At 53.2% G+C, this 25,824-nt stretch carries 22 protein-coding genes; 11 read left to right on the top strand and 11 right to left on the bottom strand.

From position 1 onward, the window contains the following. The first annotated feature begins 9 nt into the window (after positions 1-9). Positions 10-1,230: a lipid-A-disaccharide synthase gene (gene lpxB, locus TRICHSKD4_RS03345; protein ID WP_009466000.1), complete on the top strand. Its 1,221-nt coding sequence runs from the start codon at positions 10-12 to the stop codon at positions 1,228-1,230. Here lpxB and TRICHSKD4_RS32180 read toward each other — a convergent pair. After that, positions 1,227-1,634, bottom strand: coding sequence for an ATP-grasp domain-containing protein (locus TRICHSKD4_RS32180; RefSeq protein WP_050763324.1), 408 nt, complete (start codon positions 1,632-1,634; stop codon positions 1,227-1,229). The genes lpxB and TRICHSKD4_RS32180 overlap by 4 nt on opposite strands. After that, positions 1,552-1,803, bottom strand: coding sequence for a L,D-transpeptidase (locus TRICHSKD4_RS32185; protein ID WP_083782724.1), 252 nt, complete (start codon positions 1,801-1,803; stop codon positions 1,552-1,554). The genes TRICHSKD4_RS32180 and TRICHSKD4_RS32185 overlap by 83 nt, the downstream gene beginning before the upstream one ends. On the opposite strand from TRICHSKD4_RS32185, the gene TRICHSKD4_RS03355 reads away from it, so the two are divergent. The 3 genes from TRICHSKD4_RS03355 to TRICHSKD4_RS03365 all read left to right on the top strand — a co-directional run bounded on the left by TRICHSKD4_RS03355 (position 1,781) and on the right by TRICHSKD4_RS03365 (position 3,990). After that, complete coding sequence (locus tag TRICHSKD4_RS03355) at positions 1,781-2,050, top strand: hypothetical protein (protein ID WP_009465502.1); 270 nt, start codon at positions 1,781-1,783, stop codon at positions 2,048-2,050. The two genes, TRICHSKD4_RS32185 and TRICHSKD4_RS03355, sit on opposite strands and share 23 nt — an antisense overlap. Further along, positions 2,047-2,394 carry an IS66 family insertion sequence element accessory protein TnpB gene (gene tnpB / locus TRICHSKD4_RS03360; protein WP_009465831.1) on the top strand — a complete coding sequence of 116 codons (348 nt, stop codon included), beginning with the start codon at positions 2,047-2,049 and terminating at the stop codon, positions 2,392-2,394. Before TRICHSKD4_RS03355 ends, tnpB begins: the two co-directional genes overlap by 4 nt. A gap of 69 nt (positions 2,395-2,463) precedes the next feature. After that, entirely contained in the window at positions 2,464-3,990 is a 1,527-nt protein-coding gene (locus TRICHSKD4_RS03365; protein ID WP_009465942.1) for an IS66 family transposase, read from the top strand. On the opposite strand, the gene TRICHSKD4_RS03370 is transcribed toward TRICHSKD4_RS03365, so the two are convergent. The 5 genes from TRICHSKD4_RS03370 to TRICHSKD4_RS03390 form a co-directional block, all read right to left on the bottom strand. After that, positions 3,978-4,421, bottom strand: coding sequence for a hypothetical protein (locus TRICHSKD4_RS03370; protein WP_009466003.1), 444 nt, complete (start codon positions 4,419-4,421; stop codon positions 3,978-3,980). The genes TRICHSKD4_RS03365 and TRICHSKD4_RS03370 overlap by 13 nt on opposite strands. An 84-nt stretch (positions 4,422-4,505) precedes the next feature. Next, entirely contained in the window at positions 4,506-6,932 is a 2,427-nt protein-coding gene (locus TRICHSKD4_RS27890) for a methyl-accepting chemotaxis protein (protein WP_009466004.1), read from the bottom strand. 162 nt (positions 6,933-7,094) lie between these two features. Beyond that, complete coding sequence (gene gltA, locus TRICHSKD4_RS03380) at positions 7,095-8,387, bottom strand: citrate synthase (RefSeq protein ID WP_009466005.1); 1,293 nt, start codon at positions 8,385-8,387, stop codon at positions 7,095-7,097. 260 nt (positions 8,388-8,647) lie between these two features. Further along, the gene (gene gltX / locus TRICHSKD4_RS03385) at positions 8,648-10,063 is read right to left on the bottom strand and encodes a glutamate--tRNA ligase (protein ID WP_009466006.1); all 1,416 of its coding nucleotides are present in this window, start codon (positions 10,061-10,063) and stop codon (positions 8,648-8,650) included. Between the two features lie 555 nt (positions 10,064-10,618). Continuing rightward, positions 10,619-11,971 carry an IS1380 family transposase gene (locus TRICHSKD4_RS03390; protein ID WP_009466009.1) on the bottom strand — a complete coding sequence of 451 codons (1,353 nt, stop codon included), beginning with the start codon at positions 11,969-11,971 and terminating at the stop codon, positions 10,619-10,621. Positions 11,972-12,078: 107 nt separating this feature from the next. Between TRICHSKD4_RS03390 and TRICHSKD4_RS03395 the strand changes: the two genes are divergently transcribed. From TRICHSKD4_RS03395 to TRICHSKD4_RS03415, 5 genes are all read left to right on the top strand, one after another. Continuing rightward, positions 12,079-14,178: a ComEC/Rec2 family competence protein gene (locus tag TRICHSKD4_RS03395; protein ID WP_040616133.1), complete on the top strand. Its 2,100-nt coding sequence runs from the start codon at positions 12,079-12,081 to the stop codon at positions 14,176-14,178. A gap of 133 nt (positions 14,179-14,311) precedes the next feature. Then, positions 14,312-15,031 (top strand): transcriptional repressor LexA, encoded by a 720-nt coding sequence (gene lexA, locus TRICHSKD4_RS03400; RefSeq protein WP_009466011.1) that lies wholly within the window; start codon positions 14,312-14,314, stop codon positions 15,029-15,031. Between the two features lie 507 nt (positions 15,032-15,538). Beyond that, positions 15,539-17,086 (top strand): sensor histidine kinase, encoded by a 1,548-nt coding sequence (locus TRICHSKD4_RS03405; protein ID WP_009466012.1) that lies wholly within the window; start codon positions 15,539-15,541, stop codon positions 17,084-17,086. A gap of 17 nt (positions 17,087-17,103) precedes the next feature. Then, positions 17,104-19,344 (top strand): EAL domain-containing protein, encoded by a 2,241-nt coding sequence (locus tag TRICHSKD4_RS03410; RefSeq protein WP_009466013.1) that lies wholly within the window; start codon positions 17,104-17,106, stop codon positions 19,342-19,344. Positions 19,345-19,444: 100 nt separating this feature from the next. Beyond that, positions 19,445-20,077, top strand: a complete 633-nt coding sequence (locus TRICHSKD4_RS03415) for a glutathione S-transferase family protein (RefSeq protein ID WP_009466015.1) — start codon at positions 19,445-19,447, stop codon at positions 20,075-20,077. A gap of 18 nt (positions 20,078-20,095) precedes the next feature. Here TRICHSKD4_RS03415 and TRICHSKD4_RS03420 read toward each other — a convergent pair whose 3' ends face one another. From TRICHSKD4_RS03420 to pedF, 4 genes are read right to left on the bottom strand one after another with little or no spacing between them, the layout of a single operon-like run. Further along, entirely contained in the window at positions 20,096-21,052 is a 957-nt protein-coding gene (locus TRICHSKD4_RS03420; protein ID WP_009466016.1) for a quinoprotein relay system zinc metallohydrolase 1, read from the bottom strand. Further along, a complete protein-coding gene (locus tag TRICHSKD4_RS03425; RefSeq protein ID WP_139051964.1) occupies positions 21,049-21,831 on the bottom strand; it encodes a quinoprotein dehydrogenase-associated SoxYZ-like carrier in 783 nt (260 codons plus the stop codon). The genes TRICHSKD4_RS03420 and TRICHSKD4_RS03425 overlap by 4 nt, the downstream gene beginning before the upstream one ends. Positions 21,832-21,839: 8 nt before the next feature. After that, a complete protein-coding gene (locus tag TRICHSKD4_RS03430; RefSeq protein WP_208992985.1) occupies positions 21,840-22,766 on the bottom strand; it encodes an ABC transporter substrate-binding protein in 927 nt (308 codons plus the stop codon). After that, positions 22,766-23,491 carry a cytochrome c-550 PedF gene (gene pedF, locus TRICHSKD4_RS03435; RefSeq protein WP_009466019.1) on the bottom strand — a complete coding sequence of 242 codons (726 nt, stop codon included), beginning with the start codon at positions 23,489-23,491 and terminating at the stop codon, positions 22,766-22,768. Before pedF ends, TRICHSKD4_RS03430 begins: the two co-directional genes overlap by 1 nt. Positions 23,492-23,667: 176 nt before the next feature. Here pedF and TRICHSKD4_RS03440 point away from each other — a divergent pair, with 176 nt between their 5' ends. Together TRICHSKD4_RS03440 and TRICHSKD4_RS03445 are read left to right on the top strand one after the other, a co-directional pair. Beyond that, a complete protein-coding gene (locus TRICHSKD4_RS03440) occupies positions 23,668-24,840 on the top strand; it encodes an ABC transporter substrate-binding protein (protein WP_009466020.1) in 1,173 nt (390 codons plus the stop codon). A gap of 4 nt (positions 24,841-24,844) precedes the next feature. Then, positions 24,845-25,816, top strand: a complete 972-nt coding sequence (locus TRICHSKD4_RS03445; RefSeq protein WP_009466021.1) for a YVTN family beta-propeller repeat protein — start codon at positions 24,845-24,847, stop codon at positions 25,814-25,816. Positions 25,817-25,824 lie beyond the last annotated feature (8 nt).

Here is a 25,824-nt window from a genome sequence, read left to right on the forward strand (position 1 = left end):
CAATCACCAATGATCGATAAAACCCGAAAGCTGACTGTCGCGATTGTGGCCGGTGAGGAGTCTGGTGATGCGCTCGGCGCAGAATTGATAAGCGCCCTGAACAGCCAGCTTTCCCAAACACCAGACTATATTGGGACTGGTGGTGAGCGCATGGCGGCGCTCGGCCACAAAAGCCTTTTCCCAATTAGTGATGTTGCGGTCATGGGCCTAACCGCAGTGTTGGCGAGATTGCCGCTTATCATTAAGCGCGTGCATCAAACAGTAGATGCGATCGTCCAGGCGCAGCCCGATGTTTTGGTGATCATCGATAGCCCCGACTTCACGCACAATATCGCCAAACGGGTTCGTAAAAAGGCACCCAACATTCCCATTGTTGGCTACGTGTCTCCCTCCGTGTGGGCATGGCGTTCGGGCCGAGCCAAGCGCATGAGTGTTTATGTCGATGATCTTTTGGCACTTCTTCCGTTTGAGCCTGATGTGCACAAAAGGCTCGGGGGGCCACCAACCCACTATGTAGGGCACCCGTTAAGTGAGAACGTCACCAAACTGCGCCCAAGCGAAGGTGAGCGGACACCGCTGGAGGAAGATAAAAGAGTTCTGCTCGTTCTCCCCGGCAGCCGGTCATCGGAGGTCGGCCGTCTGCTGGAAACCTTCGGCCAGACAGTCGAGAAAATTGCCGCCGAGTATCCAGATCTGGAAATTCTTCTTCCTGCTGTGTCGCACCTTGAATCGCGCATTCGATCTGAAGTAGCGGTCTGGCCTGTTCAGCCAACCATTGTGGTCGGGCAGGAGGCTAAACAGGGCGCATTTCGGCGGGCCCACGCCGCCCTTGCGGCCTCAGGAACGGTATCTTTGGAAGTGGCTCTGTCAGGCGTGCCGATGGTCGTTGCCTACAAACTTGATTGGTTTTATCGGCGGGTAAAGGAGCTAAACAATCTGCTGAAATTCAGCGGCGTCAATTCAATGGTTCTGCCCAATATCATTCTGGAAGAAAACATCATTCCAGAGTTTTTGGACGATAATGCCAATCCCGACGCCTTGTGTCAGAAGGTCTTGCCATTGTTGGCAGATTCCCCAGACCGTGACCGGCAAACGCGGGCCTTTGAAAAGCTGGATGACATCATGCGGCTACCTGATGGGGCTAGCCAGAGCGGTGCCGCTGCAGAAGTGGTATTGAGACGTATTGGATCGTCAAAAATCGTACATATGGATCCAGCGGAAAACTCCTAGCGGCCTTTCGCATAAAGTTCTTGCCATCGCGCCAGAATAAAACGTGCATACCGAATGGCGGGCAAACCGAAGCAAGCGCTTGCATATGCGTCGTTTATTTCCAATACCGCAGTATTTTTGGAAGATGTCACTCCAATGTCTAGGGCATATGACTTGGGCGGGTTGGAAAATGAATCTATTGATTTATGGATAGTTTCAGGTTCCGGAAACACAAGTGGATCACCTTTATAATGTCGAACTCCGACAATGTTCTTATCTTGAACAAAGACTCTGTATTCGCTGATGAACTCGATCGGCTCGGCTATCAGTACAACCTCGTCATCAGATATGGTGGATGTGGGGATTATGGTGAGCGTTCGGTATTCCCGCTCTGACGGGGAGCGCAGTGGGGTGATAATGTCCATTTTCGTTAATGGACATTGTGAGGCACATTTTGGGTACGAAGAAGGGCAGCAAGAAGCGGTTTTGGTCGGATGACGAGAAGCGGTCGATCTGTTTGCAGGCCAGAGTGCCGGGGGTTTCGGTTGCGCAGGTTGCGCGCCGCTCTGCGATGAATGCGAACCTGATCCACAACTGGCTGCGTGATGAGCGGTTTGCGCCAGAAGACAGCGATTGCGTCCTTGATGGAGCGGCGTTTCTACCAGTGGAGATAGAGGGCCCGCAGGCCGCACCAGGCCACCAGATCGCGGCGCTTGCCTCGGATATGCCGTTGTCGGCTCAGCGGGTTGATATCACGCTGTCGGACGGGCGGCGGGTATTGGTGGAAGGGACGACGGCGCTGCCGACGGTGCTGGCTTTGGTTGAAGGTCTAATGCCGTGATCCCCGTGCCGTCCAACGCGCGGGTTTGGCTGGCTGCCGGGGTGACGGACATGCGGCGCGGGTTCAACACTTTGGCGGCTCAGGCGGAGAAGGTTCTGGAGCTTGATCCCTATTCTGGACATCTGTTTGTGTTCCGGGGACGGCGCGGTGATCTGCTGAAGATCATCTGGTGGGATCGACAGGGCGCATGCCTGTTCAGCAAGCGCCTTGAGAAGGGCCGGTTTGTTTGGCCTGCTGCGAAGGACGGTAAGGTCAGCGTGACGCCCGCGCAATTGTCGATGTTGCTTGAAGGCATAGACTGGCGGATGCCGCAAAAAACATGGCGGCCCCTGAGCGTCGGATAGGCCAATATATTGGCGTTTGCGCGCCTCTCGGGATTCAACTTACGCCCTTGATCTGATATAAGATCGAAGATGCTGAAGGACCTTGATATCACCCCGGAGGACCCCGCCGAATTGAGGGCGGTGAACCGCCTTCTGGCCGACGAGGTCAAGGCTCTGAGCCTCAAGGTCGAGCAGCTTCAACACCAGTTGCACGGGGCCAATCGGCATCGGTTCGGCTCCAAGTCTGAGGGTCTGGATCAGCTCAATCTCGATCTGCTCGAGGACGCCGAGATTGTTGAGGCCGCTGAAGACCAGGCAAAACAGCCCGCCCCGTCGCAGGAGGGAGTTGATCCAAAGCCGAAGCGCAAACACAGCCGCAAGCCCTTGCCGGATCATCTGGATCGGGAAGACGAGGAGCTCTCTCCCGGTGATGAATGCGGTCGTTGTGGTGGCAACTTGCGCACCCTGGGTGAGGATGTCACCGAAGAGTTGGAATACGTGCCGGGACGCTTCAAGGTGAAGCGGATCATCCGGCCCCGCAAAGCCTGTTCATGGTGCGAGGCGATTGTGCAAGCGCCGCTGCCATCGCGCCCCATTGAGCGTGGGCGGCCCGGACCGGGATTGTTGGCCCATGTTCTGGTAAGCAAATATGCCGATCATTTACCCCTCTATCGCCTGAGCCAGATCTTTGCCCGTGAAGGCGTCGATCTGGACCGCTCGACCATGGCCGACTGGGTTGGTCGCTCGACGGCCCTGCTGGAACCTCTTGCCGATGCCATCGGACGGATGGTGCGGCAAGGACCTGCGCTTTTTGCCGACGATACGCCCATCAAAATGCTGGCCCCCGGCAACAAGAAGACCAAAACGGCGCGGGTCTGGACCTATGTGCGGGATGAGCGTGCCTGGTCTGGCCAATCGCCACCCTGTGCATGGTATCAGTTCACGGTGGATCGCAAAGGAGAGCATCCCGTTGCTCATTTGTCGGGATACAAGGGCTGGGTCCATGCGGATGGATATTCCGGGTTCAACGGTGTGTTCGGTGACGACAAAGCCGATGAGATGGCCTGCATGGCGCATGTACGACGCAAGTTCGTGGATGTCTTCTCCTCGCAGGGCAGCGCCATTGCCGAAGAAGTCATCCGCCGGATTGCTGAGCTTTACGCTATCGAGAAAGAGATCAGGGGCATGCCCCCCGAAGACCGCGCTACCATCCGGCAGGCTAGGGCAAAACCGATCTTTGACGCCTTGGAAGAATGGTTGCAGACGCAATTGCCCAAAATCTCGGGAAAGTCACCACTCGCGCAGGCCATCCGCTATGCCTTGGGCCGAATGCCGAAAGCACGCCCATACCTTGAGCTCGGCCATCTGGAATTGGATAACAACACCGCCGAGCGCGCCGTTAAACCCGTCGCCATCGGACGCAAAAATTGGATGTTCTCAGGCTCCCAAGGCGGCGGCAAAGCCATGGCTATCGCTTATACCCTGATCGAAACGGCCAAGCTCAACGGTGTTGACCCTCAGGCCTGGCTGACCTGGGTCCTCGGTCAAGTCGCCGACCACAAAATCACACGCCTCGACGAACTTCTGCCCTGGCGTTACGCTGCTCAGGCAGCGTAACAGGCCGCATCGGTGTCGCGCCAGAGCGCCTTCGCCGGACGGTCACGGATTAGGTCTCTTACGCTTTGAAATAATGTGCCGTCGAACCGTTTTGTTTGGTCTGCTGAAGGTTTGGCAAAAATTGAGATTCCGTTAGAAACTAATGCACGCACTTCACCCATATTAGATGCTTGGATTTTTCGGCGTGCAAAAGGCAATAGAGAAGTTGGCACGGAATCTAGGGTCGGCACATCTATTCCAAGCCTATCCATTGCCTTTTGAGCGAATTTTATTCCTCCGACGACAATGTCACCCAATTGCAGCTGGATGCGCTCAAAATCACACGGAGTAAACCATTGGATCGAATAAGAAAGTTCTTCAAAACCAATAGCGGCCGTAAGACGGTTGATACTGGTTTGATTGTTATCCAATTCAAGAATATGAACTTTCATCGTTTTGCCTACAAATATACCCCGTGCAGATAAATATCCTACACGGGGTTACATAAGTTCAAACTATGCGGTGCGTTTTGTTTTTTAAGCCGCTGCGACTTCTTTGAGGAAAGTCTCGACTTCTTTTTTGAGATGATCTGTTTTGGAAGACAGCTTTGTAGAGGCCTCCAGAACACGTTCAGCAGATCCCGATGTGGATTCGACGTCGTTGGAAAGCTCGGCCATATTTTCGGTAACAGCACCGGTTCTAGTCGCCGCTTTTTGAACGTTGTCTGAAATCTCCGAGGTGGCCGCACCCTGTTCCTGAACAGCTGCCGCGATCATGCCGGTGTATTGGTTCACTTCATCCATGATTTCCGTGATTTCACCGATGGCTGTTACGGATTCGGTGGTCGCACTTTGGATTTCGGCAATCTGTGAACTGATTTCTTCGGTCGCCCGAGAGGTTTGTGCAGCGAGTTCCTTCACCTCAGCTGCAACGACCGCAAAACCTTTGCCAGCTTCACCCGCACGAGCTGCCTCAATGGTCGCATTAAGCGCCAGAAGGTTGGTTTGCTCAGCAATCGCCTGGATCAGGCTGACAACTTCACCGATTTTTGTGGCTGCGGTTGCCAGGCTGCCAACTTTCTCATTGGTGCGACGGGTTCCGTCGGTTGCCCGTCCCACAACTTCTGTTGTTTGGGACACCTGACGTGAAATCTCGGCAATTGAAGCACTGAGCTCTTCTGCCGCGCTGGCAACGGTTTGCACGTTTGTAGATGCGTCATCGGTTGCTGACAGCGTTGCTTCTGCACGCTTGGAGCTTGCATCGGCAGAGGCGCGCAAGTCATGCGCTGTGTTGTCCAGATCAGTTGCAGTTGTTTCGACAGCCGATAGCAGGTCATGTGAGGTAGTCCGGAAGGACTGGATCAAACCGTCAATTTTTTGTTGTCGTTCTTGTCTAAGGGCCTCTTCGCTGGCTGCAACCTCCTGCAGACGTGATCTTTCAACGGCGTTGTCCCGGAAAACCTGAACGGTTCGGCTCATGTCGCCGATTTCATCCTTGCGGTCGATCTCGTCGATTGTGATCTCGGTATTGCCTTTTGCAAGTTGCTCCATCGTTTGAGTTGTCTTGCGGATAGGGCGTGTTACCAGCAGGGTTAGGGCAATCGCCAGACCGATACCGGCCAGTATCGACAAGAGCACTGTCAAGCCAATTGTGCTGAGCGCCTGCCCACTGGAAGCCTGAGCTGCTTTGGTCTGTTCATTCGAGATCTTTGAGATCATCGCCTGAACTTCAGCTGCGAGGGTTTGAAGTTGATTTCCTTCTTCCTCCAAGACGACACGGTTGTTGACCAACTCACCAAATGCAATGGAAAATGATTTGATTGATTTCGCGACTTTTTTGGATTCTTTGCGCACTGAGCGAATAGTGGCTGCGCGTGTCTTGAGCATTTGCTCCACGGACCAAAGCCCGTTCATGCGGTCAAGAACGGCTTGCCGCGTATTGTCATCCGGGCGCATGATAAAATCGAGCGTTGCGACCTTCAGAGAGAGCGCATTTGGGCTCAAAAGATTGGCCGCAACGGATAGGGCGGCTACATCGTCATACTGAGCATTGGCCTTCGCGGCCTGAGCATATGCATCGTCGACAGTTTGAAGTGCCTGCTGTCTGATATCTTTCGTCAAAGCATCGAGGGCACCAAAAGCGTCTTTCGCATCCTCGGTGAGGTTGACGATTTCAAAATAGTCCTTTGTTTTGGTCAGCTTAATTAGCGTCCGTGCCAAATGAGTGGTTTTCATGCTGACGTTGGAGAGCAATGCAGTATCGACGCCTTCCAGTCGGGCCATGGAAAGCTCTTCGGCCACTGGAACGAGTTTTAGGACGCCGTCTTTTACATCCGAAACCAATTTTGCGTTTGTACCAGCCAAACTGAACTGGTTATTGAGGGTCAAGACAGTTTCCTGAAAATCGGAAGCCGCACGGCCAACCTTGTTGGCGTCAAAAAGAACGTCCTGTGAGGCCTTGTACTTCTCACCAACCTTGACCCGAATAGCTTCGGCTTCGGACGCTATGAAGTTGGAAATCCTCTCGAACTCGTTCAGTGTTGTTTCAAGTTCGTCCCGCTTCACGGCCTGTTCGGCTTTTAGTCCGATGATCTGTTCAAAACTGGTCTGGAAGCCGGTAATCGCTGTTGAAGCTGAAACGACGGACGATCGTGCAGCCGGATCATCCTTCAAGCGGTTTTCAAGCGTTGAAAGCTCTGTGCTGAGTTCCTTCAGGCCCGCAAGTGTTGCATCCGCCGCTTTCATATCCTGACGATTGAGGAACCTCTCGCGGTCCTCGGTCAGCTTTTGAAGGTGTGCAATTGCTGTTGTGGAGTGTTCTGCAACTTCCATTCGATCTGAAAGACTATGAACCGCATAGGCTCCGACACCGCCAACAATCGCCGTAAGAGCAAGCACGGTTGCAAAACCGCCACCGACCTTGTGACCAAATTTGAGGTTACTGGCGAATTTTTTGATTTTCATCGAAGGGTCTCACAACACAGAATTGGGTTTCCAAATTTGCATGCGAGGGTAGGCGTAGCACCTTAATTGCTAGTAAAAATTGCGAAGTGCTTGTAATACAATGCGAAAACAAAAAAGGTGCCCGTAGGGGCACCTTTGTTATTGGTATTATTGACGATTTTCTCAGCGGCGCTGATCGATTGGCGTATAATCGCGCTCCGGGTAGCCCGTGTAGAGCTGCCGTGGGCGACCAATGCGCTGGGACGGATCTTCCACCATCTCTTTCCACTGAGCGATCCAGCCAACAGTCCGGGCCAGTGCGAACAGAACGGTGAACATGTTGGTCGGGAAACCGAGCGCGCGAAGCGTGATGCCGGAATAGAAGTCGATATTCGGGTAAAGCTTCTTCTCGACAAAATACTCATCGCTACGCGCGATTTTCTCAAGTTCCATCGCAACGTCTAGAAGCGGGTCGTCCTTGATGCCGAGTTCGCCGAGCACTTCATGCGTGGTTTTTTGCATGATCCGTGCGCGTGGGTCGTAGTTCTTGTAAACCCGGTGACCGAAGCCCATCAGGCGGAATGGATCATTCTTGTCTTTCGCACGCGCGATATACTCTGGAATGCGGTCAACAGAACCGATCTCAGACAGCATGTTCAGTGCAGCTTCGTTTGCGCCGCCGTGAGCAGGACCCCACAAGCAGGCAATGCCAGCAGCAATACATGCAAACGGATTGGCACCGGAAGAACCAGCCAGACGCACCGTAGATGTCGAGGCGTTTTGCTCATGATCGGCGTGAAGGATAAAGATCCGGTCCATGGCACGCGCCAAAACCGGGTTCACTTTGTACTCTTCACATGGCACCGCGAAGCACATGTGCAGGAAGTTCGACGCGTAATCGAGATCATTGCGCGGATAAACGAACGGCTGACCAATGTGGTACTTGTAAGCCATTGCCGCGATTGTCGGCATCTTCGCGATCATGCGCAGAGACGCGATCATGCGCTGATGAGGATCCGCAATATCAGTGGAGTCGTGGTAGAAAGCGGACAGCGCGCCAACGGTTCCAACCATGATCGCCATCGGGTGCGCATCACGACGGAAACCGGAGAAAAAGCGGCTCATCTGTTCGTGGATCATCGTGTGATAGGTGACACGATTGACGAAGTCGTCCTTCTCGACCTTGTTTGGCAGCTCACCATAAAGGAGCAGGTAACAGGTCTCGAGAAAATCGCCATGGTCGGCGAGTTGTTCAATCGGGAAACCGCGGTAGAGAAGTGTTCCTTGATCGCCATCAATATAGGTGATCTTGGATTCGCATGAAGCGGTCGAAGTGAACCCCGGATCGTACGTGAACATGCCGCTGTTTTTGTACAGCGAAGAAATATCGACAACGGACGGGCCAATTGCGCCGTCCTTGATATTAAAATTGTGGCTTACACCGCCCGCCTGGAATTCAGCTTTATTGTCGGCCATTCAGGTAACCCCCTTATCTAGCACTCACTGCAAAGTCTAAGTGGCTGAAATCTCATAAAAATATTTATGTATGAGTTCAGCGCCGAAAGACGCAGGAGGAATGGTCGTGTCTTGCCTAGCCCATTTGCCGCACTGCCGCAAGTTGATGGGTCTAACGCTTTCGTCAAAGGCCTGTACCCCAGTCCGAACCTATGTCACGAGTTCAGAATGGAAAGGGGTGGTACAGATTTCAAACCACCCCCTATTTCAATCGTTCAAGTTTACCCTTGGTCGGAAATCCGGCCAAGAGATTCATCACGTCCAAGTGCGACCAGAACATCGTAAATTCCCGGCGATGTCCCACGTCCGGTCAACGCAGCGCGCAGCGGTTGGGCCACCTTGCCGAGTTTCAGCTCTTTCTCTTCAGCGTAGGCTTTCACCGCCGCTTCAAGCGCTTCCGCATCCCAGTTAGGGACAGCTGAAAGAACATCGTGTAGGTCAGATAGAGCCTGTTTTGCATCTGCATCGAGGATCTTTTCAGCCTTCGCATCCAGATCAAGTGGGCGCTGCCGCCAGAGATAAGACGCGCTTTCGGTCAGTTCCACGAGTGTTTTGGCGCGTTCCTTCAGGCCGGGCAGGGCGGCAAGTGCTGTTGCCTCGTTATCTGCAAGCCAGGACAGAACCGTCTCACCTCCCTCAACATGGGACAAATACACCTTCAAATGCTTCAAGAGGTCTGCATCTCCCGTTGAGCGCATGTAATGCCCGTTGAGGTTTTCAAGCTTCTTGAAATCAAATCGGGATGCGGATTTGCCAACAGCGTCCAGAGAGAACCATTTTACCATGTCCTGGGTGGACATGATCTCTTCATCGCCGTGGCTCCAGCCAAGACGTGCGAGATAATTGCGCATGGCGGCGGGAAGATACCCCATCTCACGATAGGCTTCTGCGCCCAGCGCACCGTGGCGCTTTGACAGTTTGGCACCGTCCGGTCCATGGATGAGCGGGATGTGCGCCATGGACGGAATATCCCAGCCCAGCGCCTTGTAGATAAGTGCCTGCTTTGCAGAATTTGTCAGGTGGTCGTCACCGCGCACAACATGGGTGACACCCATATCGTGATCATCAATGACCACAGCCAGCATATAGGTGGGAGTGCCGTCTGAGCGCATGATGACAAGGTCATCGAGATCCTTGTTCGGAAAGGCGACACGTCCCTGTACTTCGTCATCAATGACTGTTTCTCCATCAAGCGGAGATTTCAGGCGAATGGCCGGCGCGACACCTTCTGGCGCTTCTGACGGGTCCCGGTCCCGCCAACGCCCGTCATAGCGGGGAGGTAGGCCGGCAGCTTTCTGCTCTTCGCGCATTTGCGTCAGCTCTTCTGACGTTGCATAGCAACGATAGGCGGCGCCGCTTTCCAGAAGCTGATCGACAACTTCCTTGTGGCGATCAAGGCGTCCAAACTGGGAAACGGGTTCGCCGTCCCAATCCAGTTCAAGCCAGGTCAAGCCGTCAATCAGGGCATCAACGGCCTCCTGCGTGGAGCGCGCCCGGTCGGTGTCCTCAATGCGCAGCAGCATCTTGCCGCCATTATGCTTGGCCAGCAGCCAATTGAAGAGTGCAGTTCTGGCGCCGCCAATATGGAGAAAGCCGGTTGGGGACGGAGCAAATCGCGTGACGAAGTCTTGGGCCATGGTTCTTTTTGAAAGTCTCTGCCAATATGGATGGGAGGAAGGCGTTGCCGCCGAGAGCTGGCGAGGTCTTAGCACAGCCAGTGCCGCTGCTAAATAGGCGGTTTTCATCTGTGCGGGGTATGGGGCGTATTGACCGAGGAACGGGATCTTTTTCGCACACATATTAACCGGGGTAGTACAGCCCCAAAGTCCGAAATAGCTCAGCCCGCTAATACTCTTGATAGCTCTGCACCCGTACATGGCGGGATCGCGGAGCGCTGGTGGAGTCAGAAGCATACCAAAAAGCATAGTTCTTCAACACGCGGCTCAGATCGGGCAACGGACTTCTCCCGGCAATTGCATTTAACGGATATTTCCCAAGTAACTGTGTGTTGCGACGAGGTTGACCGTTTTCACGGACGTTTGCAACTCTGACGGCAGCGTTGTCGGGGCGATTATCGATTTTGACGGTTACGTAAGCGCGGTTTTTGAGCTTTTCGTGGACTTTATCCCGTTTGGGCTGCGACAAGACACAGCTGTGGAGCCGCATTTGTGTTGGTTTCGTTGTTTGGAGCGTCATGCAGGCCTCGGCGGGGGCTTGAGGGCGCGGATTGCGGCGAGGATTCGTCCGAAGACGTAGCCTGATACAGCCACCTCTGCCAGTTGGAACGTGATTTTGCGCGCATGGCGTACGACCTTTGCCCCGATTTTGATGAGGCGGCTCTGGATACTTGTCAGCGACCAGTCGGCGACCTCTTCCGGGAGGTCTAGCCCTTGCAGGAAGACACCAAGGTTATACGCCAATGCGTGAAGCTGAAGCCGGACCTCATTGTCACAGAACCGCTTGCAGGACAGGCGGGTCCAAGTGATGGCGTTCTTGCCTTCTTTGATGTGCTGTTCGGCTGTGCCGCGCTGATTGTAGAAGCGGATGATCCATTCCGGCTCCATCGGCAAGTTGGTGACGACAAAACCCACGCGAGGGAATAGATCACCGGGATACCATTCGATCTTGGCAACCACCTGACGGGGCTTGCTCCATGAAGCAGCCTGATACTCAAAAACCTCATAGAAGCGCTTGATCTTTGTCTTTGAGGGACGTCCCACGGGGCGGGTCAGCTGATGGCTGATCTTCTCTTCCAGCACAGCGTTCTTTTTGAGGCGGATGGCGTAGCGGTACCCTTCAGCCTCTAAAGTCTCGTAAAGTTCCGGAATGGCAAAGGCGGCATCAGCGCGAAAGAAGCGCATGATGTCGCGCTCTGCATAGCGCGCAATGACGGGTATCAGAAGAGCCTTCCAGTCATCCGCGCTGTGGACGCTGCCATTGCGCAGGGCACAGCGTTCCAAGTGGCCAAACTGATTGAAGATGAACAATGGGTGATAGCAGTTGCAGCCGAAATGCCCGTTCCATGCGGTTCCCTCCTGAGCGCCATGGGTGGGGCTGACAGAGCTATCCATGTCCAAGGTGATGTAGTTCAGTCCTTGGCGACCATGCACCGCATCAATCCATTGACCGGGCATATCGGCCAAGGCTTCCCTGTTGGCGGCAGTCGCGAGCACCTCAGTCTCAAAGCGGCCCATCTGGGAGGAGGATGCCGCCTGAGTGTCAACGGCACGGCCCCCGATAATCTGGCGCATTACCGGGTCACGCGACAGACGCACGGCATCATTCACATCTTCATAGCCCGCAAGGCGACCAAATATCGATTGGCGCAGCAGGCCCATCAAGGTGTGAACGCCATTCTTACCTTTGCGGGTATCCCGAAGGAACCGAACCGCTTTGCCGAAAAGGCCAAGGGCGTCATCAAGCTCCCGGTAAAGCAGAAGACCGCCATCAGAACTGATCTTTGAACCGTGGAATTCCAACCGCACCCGAGGGTCAAAATCCAGCCGAAAATCGCTCTCAGAACCCGCACCCGTTGGGTGTGCCATTTTTCAGCCCTCCGTCATCAAGTAACACGCTGTAATATAAAGAGAAAAATAGGATAGAAGAAGCTAAATCAGCTGACTACTTGGGAAATCCGGGTTTAAATAGAGTTTTGTGGGCAATATTCGGGTTAGCTGCCGGGATCTGGATTTATTTTGCGCTCCCGCAAGAGCCTTCACCATATGTTTTTCCCGCTTTGGCTTTGTTGGTTGCATCGATTGGCATTTGGAAACATCTCAAAGGCCGGTTGGGTCTAACCGGCATGCTTGTTGTTTGGGTGGTCTGCGGTTCCGGACTTGCGAGTTTGCGAACAACCATAGTTGACGCGCCTCGGGTAACAGCGCGTGCAAGTTTTGAGGTGACGGGATGGGTGGCTGATGTCTCGCGAAGTGCCCGCGGAAAGCGGGTACTTTTGCACGTGACAGCGATTAATGGTCCGGCCTATGCGTTGAAGCAGGGCAATCCGGAACGGGTCCGAATTTCGGTCCCTAAAGAAAGCACTGTCAGGGTTGGGTCCACTATCTCCGTGCGGGCCAGATTGTTTCCGCCTGCAGGCCCTGCCGTGCCAGGTGGATATGACTTTTCCTTCATTGCCTATTTTCAAAAGATCGGGGCATCAGGATTTGCCTTTGGTAAGCCGGATGAAGTTTCAGGAGCAGCTTCGCGCGGACGTGTGAGCGAATTTATGAGAGTTCTTGCAGGAGTGCGAGCAAGCCTGTCAGAAAGACTGCTCAAATTCACTCAAACCCCGGATGCGGGGGCGCTTGTTGCTGCACTTTTGGTGGGTAACCGAGATCACATTTCAGATGAAACGGAAGATGTCCTTCGTCAGGCCGGACTTGCGCATATTTTGGCAATTTCCGGTTTGCACATGGCCTTGTTTGCAGGTGGGGCGTTTTCCTTGCTCGTCATGCTGCTGGCGCTAAGTCCGCGCTTTGCCTTGATCCAGCCCATCCACCAGTTTGCAGCACTTGGTGCTTTGGTGGCAGCAACGCTTTATTTGCTCATCTCTGGTGCCTCCGTTGCAACGCAGCGGTCTTTCATCATGATTGCTCTGGTGTTTCTTGGCATTTTGATCGGAAGGCGGGGGCTGACCCTACGAAGTGTGGCAATTGCGGGTCTTGCGCTTTTGATCATGGCCCCTGAGAACTTGTTTCATCCCGGATTTCAGATGTCTTTTGCCGCGGTCTTGTGTCTGGTTGCAGCCTATGAAGCATTGCGCGAAAGGAAAAGTGGCAAGGAAAAGTCTGGCGGGCGGCTGACTGCACCTGGGCCAAATCGAGGTGTTCTCACTTTGATTAGCAAATGGGCTGGGGGGCTCATTCTGACATCACTCATTGCCGGTCTGGCGACCGGGGTTGTCGGCGCATACCATTTTGGCCGCATCGCGCCCTATGGTCTTGTGGGCAATATCCTCGGAATGCCGATCTTCTCGCTCGTGACGATGCCAATGGGCTTACTTGCTCTGCTGCTATTGCCTTTTGGTCTCGCGTCCTTTCCCGTGACCGTGATGGAAGCCAGTTTGTCGCTCATCCTGGAAATGGCGAGGTTCACCGCAAATCTGGATGCAGGACGAGGGCATGTTGTGCCGCCCCCGGCAGCCTCTGCCTTTTTATTGTTCTGCGGCTTGTTTGGCGGTCTTGTGCTGAGAGGGAGGTTACGGATCGCTGCCTTTTTGCCAGCCTTTCTCGGCAGCGCGCTTTGGCTGTTGTCGAATGGACCGGACATACAAATTTCAGCAACGGGTCTGCACCTGGCAGCCCGAGACGCTGATGGTGTGTTTCGCTTAACCTCAACTCGTCAGGGCTTTAGAAACGAGATGTGGTTGCAGCGCGAAGGGATGGATGTCTCGACACTTTCGGAATTGCCGATGGCAGACGATCAAAAGCGGTGTGATGATGAGGGGTGTGTCGTGCATGCCTTTCCCGTAAACGGATTAGCAAACCCACTCATTGTTGCTCTGCCTCGTACAGTGTCAGCTGCCATACAGGATTGCTCGAGAGCGGATCTGGTCATCACGGACTTTGATATGTCTGGTGCAAATTGTACGGCGCAGCTGTTTGATAGATCAAAGCGGGCGCAAACCGGAGCTGTTTCGATCTGGCTTTCCAGCATGAGGACTGACGAAGAAATGCAAGCCCGAACAGGTATTGAACGAATTGAGAACGCAAAATCCATTCCTGCGCGTCCCTGGCATCAGTGGGCCGAGTGATATCTTGTTGTTTTCTAACTGTTCATTTTTCCGGAAAAAACCGGAAAGCAATCCTTAACTGTTGTAGAACACAGTGAGAACAGTTAGAGTGTGTTCATGATTTGTACCATTTGGTGGCGCTGGAGATTCGCTAATGCTGACGCGTAAGCAATATGAGCTTTTGATGTTCATTAATGAACGTCTCAAGGAAACCGGTGTTCCCCCATCCTTTGACGAAATGAAGGATGCTTTGGATTTGAGATCAAAGTCGGGAATTCACCGACTGATCACTGCATTGGAAGAACGGGGCTTTATCAGACGATTGCCGAACAGGGCCCGTGCGATGGAAGTTGTCCGTTTGCCGGAGTCAATAGCGCCGGGATTGGGTAGCCCGCGTCCGAGAGGCAGTTTCTCTCCAGAAGTTATCGAAGGGTCTTTGGGTAAGCCGCAAGCCGAAGCACGGCAGCCCTCAGCGCCAGTCGTAGAAGCTCAGACAACCGAAATACCGGTTATGGGACGAATTGCCGCCGGTGTGCCGATTGAAGCCATTCAAACCCACAGCCACTCCATAAGTGTACCGCCAGAGCTGATCGGGAAGGGTGAGCATTATGCTCTCGAAGTCCGAGGCGATTCCATGATCGAGGCTGGTATTCTTGATGGTGATACCGTCCTGATCCGCCGGTCTGACAGCGCCGATAGCGGCGATATTGTTGTTGCCTTGGTGGATGATGAAGAGGCTACTTTGAAACGGCTTCGAAAGAAGGGCGCGTCAATTGCACTCGAAGCTGCTAACCCTGCTTATGAAACGAGGATTTTCGGGCCTGGCCGGGTCCGGGTTCAGGGAAAGCTTGTCGCTTTATTCCGCCAATATTAGGCTGGAGCCATAATTTTCGACTGTGAAAACCGGTGCGGCATAATTGGCAAGCCGGTTTTTTTGGGTCTCTGCTTTCCGTGGCTTGAGGGTAATGCAGATTCCAAATCGACAAACGGTATATTCCAATTCGATTGAGTAACTGTAAGATTTGCAGTAATAGAATACAATTATAGATTGCATTATATTTGGAGAAATACACAGTTAATTGCCGGGTTTTCTAGCGAATAAAAAGCGTTGCGTGGGTGGTGCTGCATTGGAAAACGCGCTTCTAAGTCTGGCAGTTTCCGGTTTGCAATAATTTTTATGCGATTAACAGTCTGAAATATTTAGAAAATTAAGGACGAGATTTCTACCTTTCCGATTGTTGGAGAAATCATAAAGCGCACGCAGCCCAAAAAACAGCATAACGCTTGTTACTAATAACAGTATTGTTCACAATGTTCCGCAGATGCAGTTTGCTGTCAAAGTGGCACTGACCGCAATTGCAGCGCAGGAGTATTGTTTCGTATGGGTGCAAATCGTTCTCGACGCGAGGATGACATATCGACAAAGCCAAAGACCGGTCTGTCGCGCACTTTCATCCTCTATACCCTCGGATCGTTTGCAGTTCTGAGCCTAATTTTTATTGGCGGGCTGACGCAGTATCTCTGGCAGCGTGAAATGGGCCGCGCCATTACCACCACAGAAACACTTTTTCAGGCGTCAAAAGAGCCTTTGGAACGTGCGGTTTGGTCAATCAACAAGGCATCAGCTGATCAGATCGTCGCCGGTCTCTTGAGTTTGGAGGTTGTTGATCAGGTTTGGGTCGAGACACCGGACACCGGTACCTACGGCTTTCCTGCTGATGAGGCGGTCAACGATATTATCTCGTACGATCTTCTAAGCCCAATCCAGTATTCTGCAGGCGGGCAGATCGGTACGGTTCATTTTATCATCGATCGCGCTGAGATTACGGAGCAAGTGACCTCTGTTGTTGTCTCAACAGTTATAAGCATTGTGTTCTATCTGTTATTCTTGGCCATCATTCTGCAGCTTATTTTCGATCGGTTGATAGGTTTCCCGCTCTCCAAAATCGTTGAGTATCTAAATATTCCCGGCCTCATCGAAACGCCGCCAAACATTGAGCTGTTGCCAGGCCGACAGGACGAATTAGGCGTCTTGGCAAATTCGCTCCAAACAATGGTGATGAAGCGACATGCCGACTTGAAGCAAATTCAAGCCTACCAACAGAATTTGGAAGACCTGGTCGATCAACGCACCGAACAGCTGAAGCAGGTTCAGGATGAATTGATTCAGGCCGACAATCTTGCCGCACTTGGCTCGCTCGTTGCCGGTGTCTCACATGAACTGAATACTCCATTGGGCAATGGCCTGATGGCCGCTACGACAATCTCGGAAGCTTGCGTGATCTTGAAGCGCGACCTTTCCCATGAAGCGCTCACAAGAGAACTTCTGGAAGAGCAGCTTGACCGGGTTACAGAGTGCTCAACAGTAATCGAGAAAACACTCGCCCGTGCGCGGGAGCTGGTGCAGAACTTTCGGCAGGTCGCAGTGGACAGGCAAAGCGAAAAACGCCGCGAATTCAACATCGACCACATCATTCGCGAAACCATTGCAACCATTCAACCCTCCATGCGAGCGACGCCTTTCTCGGTCAAGCTCGATTTGTCAGCAGATGTGAATGTTGTCAGCTATCCCGGCGCAATAAGTCAGATTGTGACCAACCTCGTGGAGAATGCCGTAAAGCACGGCTACGAGGGGCAAGATGCAGGTGAGGTGACCGTGTCATCTCGAAAAAATCATGATGGGGCCATCATTATCGAATGCAACGATGATGGCTGCGGAATTTCCGATGGCAATCTTAAACGCCTTTTTGAGCCCTTTTTCACGACCAAGTTTGGCAAAGGCGGGTCTGGCCTGGGAATGGCAATTGTCTACCGCCTCGTGACCGAAGTCATTGGCGGGCAAATCCATGTCAAATCGACAGTGGGTGAGGGCACCACAATCACTATAGTTATTCCGGCCTCTCTGCGGTCCATTCAGTCCGCAGCGTGAGGAGAGAAAGCGTTCCTATGGATTTTCTCGTTAAATCAGATCAGCGATCTAAAACAACAACGCTCCAGCCGTGGAAAGTGCTGGTCGTGGATGACGATGAGGACGTGCACGAAACAACGCGTATCGCCCTGGCCGGTTGCCGTCCGGAAAACCGGATGCTGCGTCTTTACCACGCCTATTCGGCAGAGGAGGCGAAGGACATTCTGTCGCGAAATGGTGATATTGCCGTTGCCCTGATTGATGTGGTGATGGAAACCCACACGGCGGGACTGGATTTGGTGGAGTGGATCCGAGAGCAGCTGAACAATCCGCTCATTCGGCTCGTTCTGAGAACAGGCCAACCCGGTTATGCGCCGCGCATGGATGTAATTGAGCGCTATCAAATCGATGGCTACAAGGAAAAGGCAGAACTCACGCGCACAAAGCTCATTGCCGCCATCATTACAGCGTTGCGTGGCTACAAGCTTCTCACGTCACTTGAGACAAACCGAAAAAACCTGAAGAAACTCAATTCCCATTTTTATGAGCTTGTCGAAAAAGACGATCTATCTCAGTTCGGAACAGCGCTCTTGGGTCAGATCGCAAGTTTGATCGGAGTTGCTCCAGAAGGCTTGGTTTGCGCCGCTGACAAAGACGCAGACCTTTCCGATCTAAGGCCGGATACAATCCGGGTTCTTGCCGCTGGCGGCGTCTACATGAGCTATGTTGGCCGAACGCTTGATGCTATCAATGCCGATGAAATCCGCGATCCGATTTTCAAGTGTATCAGCTCTGGTGAGAACCAGTTGCAGCCTTTCGGCACATGTCTCGCCCTGAAAGCCCAAACAGGGCTCAAAGCGGCTATATTCGTTGGGCTTCCTTATGCTGCTCTTGAGCGCCTCCTGGGCGAAGAGGTGTTGGGACTTTTCGTGGTTAATGCGAGCCTCGGATACGAAAAAACGGCACTCTCGGAACACATTCAACGTCTCGCTTTTGAAGACCGGGTTACAGGTCTGAACAGTTACACCGGCTTTATTGAGAGATTTCGCCGTCTGGCCTCGACAGGCCGACAGATGACTGTTGTTCTGCTGGACATTCAACGGTACCGCATGATTGAAAACGGTATTGGAGCAGAGCAGGGAGGTGACTTTCTGAAAAAGGTGGGCATGCGCCTCAAAAGCGGGTTCCCTACGGCCTTTGTTATCGCACGGAAAGAGGTGGATGAATTTCTGCTGCTGATGGATCTGGTAAATCCGAAGGCGTTACCGGATCTCGTCGATACGTTGGAGGCTCTGTTTGATGAGCCGATTGCTGTTGGCGACAGCGTGTTCAATATCCGAATGCGAATGGGAATTGCCAATTCAGGTGATCATGGAAATGACCCCGAACAACTCACCCGATATGCTTCAATTGCATTGAATGATCTGCGGCAGCGCGGCATTGGCAACTATTCGGTCTTTACGCCAGTGATGCAAGAAAGCGCTTTTGAGCGCCTGCGGTTGACGTCTCTTCTCACCGGCACAGCCGGAAAAACCAAATTTCTTCTGCATTATCAGCCGATCCTGCATGCGGACACCGAAGAAATCCATTCCTGCGAGGCTCTTATGCGATTTCGGACATCTGGAGGCGATTTTCTCAATACACAAAGGATGATTGAGGCAGCTGAAGCAAGCGGCATGATTATCGATGTGGGGGGCTGGATGATCCAGAACGCCACGGCCGAATTCATGAACATGCCATTTCGCTCAAATGACATGCACCTCAATCTGAATTTGTCACCGAAGCAGGTTCAATCATCGCGCATATATAATGATGTTGAGCGGGCACTGGATGTGACGGGCATGCAAATGAGCCAAATCACGTTCGAGGTTACGGAGGGAATTTTCGTCAACAACGACCCGGAAACCATTTCCTTTCTGACTTGGATACAGGAGAATGGCGGTAGAGTGGTTATTGACGACTTTGGCACTGGCTATTCATCATTTTCCTATCTTCGCAAGCTACCAGTCGACGGTATCAAGGTCGATCGAGCCTTCATAATGCACATGGATCAGGATGAAGATGCGCTCGCCGTTGTCCGGTCAATTGTCGCGGTTGCACAAGCACTTGGCCTGGAAGTAACAGCCGAAGGCGTTGAGACAGTCGCGCAGAGAAATATCCTTCGCGATTTAAATTGCACCTATTTGCAGGGTTATCTTTATTCCCGCCCGGTTCCTGGTAGTAACCTACCGCTGTTTCTGCAAAACGGGTTCTGTATGGATGCAAGCACCTCTCATTGAGACCATGCGCATTTCGTTTTCACGCAAGACCTATCATCACATTTTTGTGCGTTCCGCCCGGAGCTGCGGTGTGGTTGAAACAACCAAAGGGGCTTAAAATATGCTGATCGTTCACGGCCGGATCACGTCCATCAACGTCCAACCCATAACCTGGTGTTTGACTGAACTCGGAATGCAGTTCCAACGGCTCGATGTGGGCGGCGCCTTTGGAGGGACTGACACGGCTGAATATCGGGCCATGAACCCTCTCGGGCTGGTGCCGGTGTTGGTGGACGGTGAAAACTCTCTCTCCGAAAGCGGCACGATCCTTCGGTACGTCCTGCGCCAATATGGCAACCATCCACAAGACCCGATGGCTGCGGCTCAAGTTGAGCGCTGGGGAGACATGTGCCGTTCGCACATTTACCCCCATTTGTTGCCGGTGATTTTCTGGCAATTGTTCCGCACTCCGGCCGACAGCCGCAATCACTTTGCTATCAAAACTGCAGAAGCCAATCTGAAAAGTGCGATGGCGATCATTGCCGACTTGCCAAAATCGCCACTTTTGGGTGGAAACGAGCCAAACCTTGCTGATTATCAGATCGGGTCATTGCTCTATAGATACTATGAGATGGAGTTTGAGCGCGCAGATCTACCGGCACTTGATGCGTATTACGCGGCGCTTTGCGAGCTTCCGGCTTTCCGTGACAACGTGATGATTGATTTTCAGGCGTTGAAAGTGCCAGGGGCCTAACTCAAACAGGCAACCCCGTTACTGGCTCAGCGGCATCACAGTTCGTTCAATGTCCGGGTAAAGGTGCGCAACTGAGCGGTAAAACTCCTGAGGCATGGATCCCATTCCGGAAAACTCTTCTGGAATGGGAAGGTCCATGATCTCGACCATATCCAGACCCTCGCCGGCTGATCGCTTCAGGGTTGCTTCCAGCCAATCCAGATAAGCGCGTGTTTGGGTCAAGGAAGTGCCTGTACGATCAATCGGACCATGTCCTGGAATGATGGACGATGATTGTTGTTGGCTCATATCAGTCAACGCGTCGCGCCACATGGCCAAATCGGCATGGGGTGTTGTCGGGGCGCGGTCTAGAAAGGCCAGATCTCCTGCGATCAGGGTTCCGGTTTTCTCATCCAGAATTGCCAGGTCAGCGCCAGTGTGTCCTGCCAGCGGCAGTGTCTTGAGTTTTCGACCGCCGATTGTCAAAAAGCTGCTTGTGATGTCTTTGTTTGGCGGAAGCGGTTCGGTTCCACGCATCCAGTCGCCAAGCAGCCGATACATGTTGTCAGCGAAGCCATCACCCTCTGAGGCGGCAAGCGCTCGAGTTTCAGGCAGGGCATAAATTAGGTTGTCCGCAAAAACCTGATTGCCCAAAAAATGATCCGGGTGGTGGTGGGTGATCATGACCCCGGCTGCGCCGCGACCATTCAGTCCCCGAGCGACATCAAGCAGAGCTTCGCCATATTTTTTTGAGGGGCCGCTGTCCACGATCAAAATGCCGATGTCGGTATCTATCAGCGCACAATTGACGATTGCGCCGCCATTCTCGCGAGAGAAATAGTCTCTGGACCCCTCAATCATCCAGATGCCGTCAGCAACAGAGAAGGGTTTCAGTTCATAGCTTGTTGGGTTTGCAAATACAGTACGTGGGGCAAGTCCAGATGCCGCTGTTCCGACTGCCGCACCAAGCACCGCACGTCTGGTGATATGTGTCATTGGCTGGCCGCCGCACGAATGATGGCGTCAATTTCGTTGCCGTTGTTGTCCCGGCCGGTGACTGATATTTCGGTGCCAAGCGTAGCCTTGTCGAAATATAGCGTGAAGGCCGGGTCTTCGTTGACGGGTTCATAAAGCCGCAAACGGGCAAGGGGAGACTTTGCGCCAGGGGTGGAAACAGTGAGATCCTCGATGATGAAGATCGGTATTCCATCTGCCAAGCCTGTATCCATCGGGTGGTCGACAATCATGCGCAAACGTCCGTTCTCGGGCCAGACTTGACCATGAACCTTGCCGAGATGTTCTTCCCAATCATCTGCAGCATAGGCAACGGCTGGGGCCGTGCATCCGCCCCCCGCTGCATCTATCACCGTTGAACCGACGTGCCACATGCCATCGGAAGTTTGAACGGCGGCCCGCACCGGCGTTGCCTGATCAATCTTGAAGCGGAAGGATATCTTTGGCTCCGATTGTTCAGGCCAATAGGTCAGGATTTTCGGGATCGGTCCGTAGTCGACCAGAAAAACCATCTGTGTCACATCTTCGAGAGCAGTGGCATCGACCAGCACGGGCACGTTGAAGCTGTCTTCAGCCACAGCCGGTGCTTTCACCACCACGCGATCATCGAACCGGATTTTTGCAGGATCACCAAGAATGTTGATCTGATGATAGGACCACATTCCGGATTTTAGCGGGTCATCCAACGGTACTTTCGGATCGTCCAGAGCCACGGCTTGCGTGGCAAGAAAAGCTGATAAAAAACCGACAGTTAACCGCATGATCATGCCTACCAATCTGGCTTTGTATATGTCAGGCCGTGGGCCTTGAAGATTGCTTCCATCCGTCCGTCCTGAACGGCATAGCGAATGGCATCGTCTACGCTGTAGGAAAGCGGTCTCCAATTGTGCCGAACGGCCAACCCAAGTGTCCAGCTCGATTTCGCCAATCCGGGAAACGGCGGGGTGTGAACCGCAGTCTCTTCACCCAAACTATGCTCCAACTGTGAAAGAGGCCCCATCACCGCCATAACCTCCCCAGCAGCCAGAGCGCTCATCGCCTCTTCATGGGTTTTGAAACGATGGATGTTTTTGAGCATTTGACCACCAGCGAAATTGCTCAAATAGAAGTCCGCCAATGTGTCATTTTCCACGCCAACAGTATCAAAGCGGAAATAGGCCGCGACCGGCGGGTCTTCAGGATAGTCTTTCGGTCGATAGGCGATGGCCATTTGCTCGTTGTAATACTGGCCATTCAGGACAACCTGTTCATTGCGACACCCCAGTTCCCGGTCATAGGGAATGTGCAACATCACATTGGCGATCTGGCCGCCAATCAACTTGCCGCGCCACACATTGTTTCTCAGATCTCCGTCGACATTCTCGTCAGCGGCGGTCGGAATAAAACGGGCCTCGACCCCCAAGTCCTCGGCGATGAGCCGACCGACATCAATGTCAACGCCCTTGAGAACGCCCTTCTCTCGATAGGAGAAGGGCGGGAAGTCTTCATAGACTGCTATCTTGATAAATCCGCGATCCAGAATATCGTCGAGGCTCCGCCCGACAATGTCGCGCCCGACATTTTGAGGTTTCCGGTCTGCATTGAGACCGGATTTAATGCTCTCACAGTTTTGAGCCCAAGTTGCCGTGTCTTCGAAGGCACCGATGGCCATGAGAAGACAAATAACAACTGCAAACGCTTGTGAGACCCTACGCATTATTCGGCCGCCGAAAGTCCGATTGTCAACACATCGATTGCCTTCTTGAGACTACCATCAGCCCCATCAAGCACAGCAACTGCACGAGATGCGACGGAGTCCGCCCTAGGAGCGCCCGATCCCGTCTCAACTGCATCTGCTATTGCGGTCATTTCAGTCCGCAAGGCAGCTACTTCTGCCTCTGCATCGCTAGCTGACGTACCAGCTGTGCTGAGTGCGGTTATTTGATCGCGAATTTCCTTCAAACGATCAGCTTTTTCGTCCAGCGCGCCGTCATCCGGGCGGGTTTCAATATAGGTTCGGATGGCCCAGGCAGCCTCTTGTCCAAGCAGTTCGCCAAAGGCTGGCATCTTGGTGATGCCGTTCTGGGTGTAGCCGTTTTGATACCGTTCCAGATACCACTCGTCGCCGTAGTCATCGGCTTCCAGATATCTCAGGTCCGGGGCAAGGCCACCAGAAATGGCTTCCAGTCCGTGACACCGTGCGCAGTTCTGATTGTAACCGGATGCACCGACCTCAACGGCAGTTGACCAGAATTCATTCTCCGGGTCACGCCACGGATTTTCAGCCAGCCATTCGTCACCGAGTTCCGGCAAACCAGCCGTATCAACGGCCTGTGGCGCTACATCTCCATGTGCTCTAACAGTCTCTGTCTGTGTGAAGACCAAAAATGACGCAGCGGCGGATGCCACAAGTGTGCACAGCACAGCATTGCGTGAAAGCATTGATACTCTCCTCCCGAGTTCTCGTTTGAAAATAATCGGAAGAATTCGCACTATGCTATTGTACCAAGGGACAAAGGCAGGCGCATTGCGTAACGAAAGGAGGCGTGGTTACAGTCAAACCCGTAAATACAACAAGATGTTGCGATGTCTGATCCGCCTTGGGAGGGGTGAAATTCATGCGCAAGTCATTGCCCTTTTTGTTAATGGTAGCAATGTTGACAACGCTTGGGACGGCCAGTGCCGAGGTGAAGACAACAATTGGCTATCTCGAAAAACATGTCCCGCCGCCACCAGTGCTATCCAACCTCGATCCCATTCCGGAGGATGATGGCTTGGCTGGGGCTAAGGTCGGCCTTGCCGACAATGCGACAACAGGCCGTTTCCTAAAGCAAACCTATGACCTGACGGTTCAGGTGTCCGACAATACGGACGCGTTTTTAAATGCCGCGCGCGACATGCTGCAGCACACCCCGTACATCGTGGTCAACGCCCCGATGGACGACCTTCTAAAACTCGCAGACCTGCCAGAGGCAAAAGACGCGCTGTTGTTCAACGTTGGCAGTGCAGACAATCGCTTGCGGGACGAGGCGTGCCGGGCAAACCTTTTGCACACTCTGCCTTCGAGAAGCATGCTAACGGATGCGTTGGCGCAGTTTTCGGTCAAAAAGAAATGGATCGTCTGGGTGTTGCTGACTGGCGGGCATCCCGGTGACCTTGCCTATGCCCTGTCGCTCGAAAACTCCGCGCGCAAATTCGGCATCAGGATATTGGCGAAAAAGATCTGGGAGTTTGATGCAGACATGCGCCGCAATGCGGCGCAGGAAGTCCCGCTTTTTACGCAAAATTTCGGTGACCACCATTTGGTGGTGATCGCGGATGAGCCTGGCGATTTTGGACGGTATGTCGCGTACAACACATGGCTGCCGCGTCCCGTTGCTGGAACCGAAGGACTGGTTCCTTCAGCCTGGGATCGAACGGTCGAGCAATGGGGGGCAGCGCAACTGCAAAGCCGGTTTAGTGAAGCTTCAGAACGGGACATGAGGCCGAAAGATTTTGCTGCATGGGCGGCTGTCCGGGCCATTGGAGAAGCTGTCACACGGACCAACACATCAGATGTGAAAATCGTGCGCGATTATATGTTCTCCGAAAAGTTCGAGCTTGCCGGTTTCAAAGGGCGCCCTTTGACCTTCCGGAGCTGGAACGGGCAGCTGCGCCAACCAATTCCAATCACCCATCCACGCGCTTTGGTCGCCATGGCACCAATGGAGGGTTTTTTGCACGAACGTAACGAAATGGATTCTCTGGGAATCGATCAGCCAGAATCCAAATGCACAGCCTTTGAAGGGTAAACTTATGCGTACATCTTTGCTTTTGGCTGCAGCCATATCTGCAGTAACCCTTTCGTCCGCCTCTGCAGATGAGATCTGGGTGTCAAACGAAAAGGACGACACGGTCAGCGTCATCGATATCGAGACGATGGAAGTTACCCGCACGATTGAGGTGGGGGAGCGCCCACGGGGGATCACATTCGCAATTGATCACTCCGTTCTGTATGTGTGCGCATCGGACAGTGACACGGTTCAGGTGATCGATCCGGATACCGGGAAAATTCTGAATGAATTGCCGTCTGGCGAAGACCCTGAGCAATTCGTCCTGCACCCCGACAACCGCCATCTTTACATCGCCAATGAGGACGACGCGATCACCACCGTGGTGGATACCCAAACTCGCAAGGTGGTCGCCCAGATTGACGTCGGGATTGAGCCGGAAGGTATGGCTGTCTCGCCCGATGGCAAGATCGCCATCACAACGTCTGAAACGACAAACATGGCGCATTGGATCGATACATCCACGCAGCAGCTATTTGCCAACACGCTTGTTGATCAAAGGCCCCGCCACGCCGAATTCACGCATGATGGCTCTGAGCTATGGGTGAGTTCGGAAATCGGCGGAACGATCACAATTTTTGATGTGGCAACGCAAAGCGAGAAGGCAAAACTGACCTTCGAAATCCAGGGTGTTCATCAGGATCGCGTGCAGCCGGTTGGATTTGAAATGACCCGCAACGGGAAATATGTGTTTGTCGCTCTCGGTCCTTCAAACCATGTTGCTGTGGTGGACCAGAAGACCTTTGAAGTCCTTGACTATATTTTGGTTGGACGGCGTGTCTGGCACATGGCGTTTAATGGAGACGAGAGCCTGCTTTTCACCACGAATGGTGTTTCTGGCGACGTGACGGTGATCGATGTTGAAGAACTTGCTGCCGTCAAATCCATCAAGGTCGGGCGCTTTCCTTGGGGTGCAGCATACCGACCAACAAACTAAGTGCCCTT

The organism is Roseibium sp. TrichSKD4 (assembly GCF_000148725.1).
In the GTDB taxonomy this organism is placed as follows: Bacteria; Pseudomonadota; Alphaproteobacteria; order Rhizobiales; family Stappiaceae; genus Roseibium.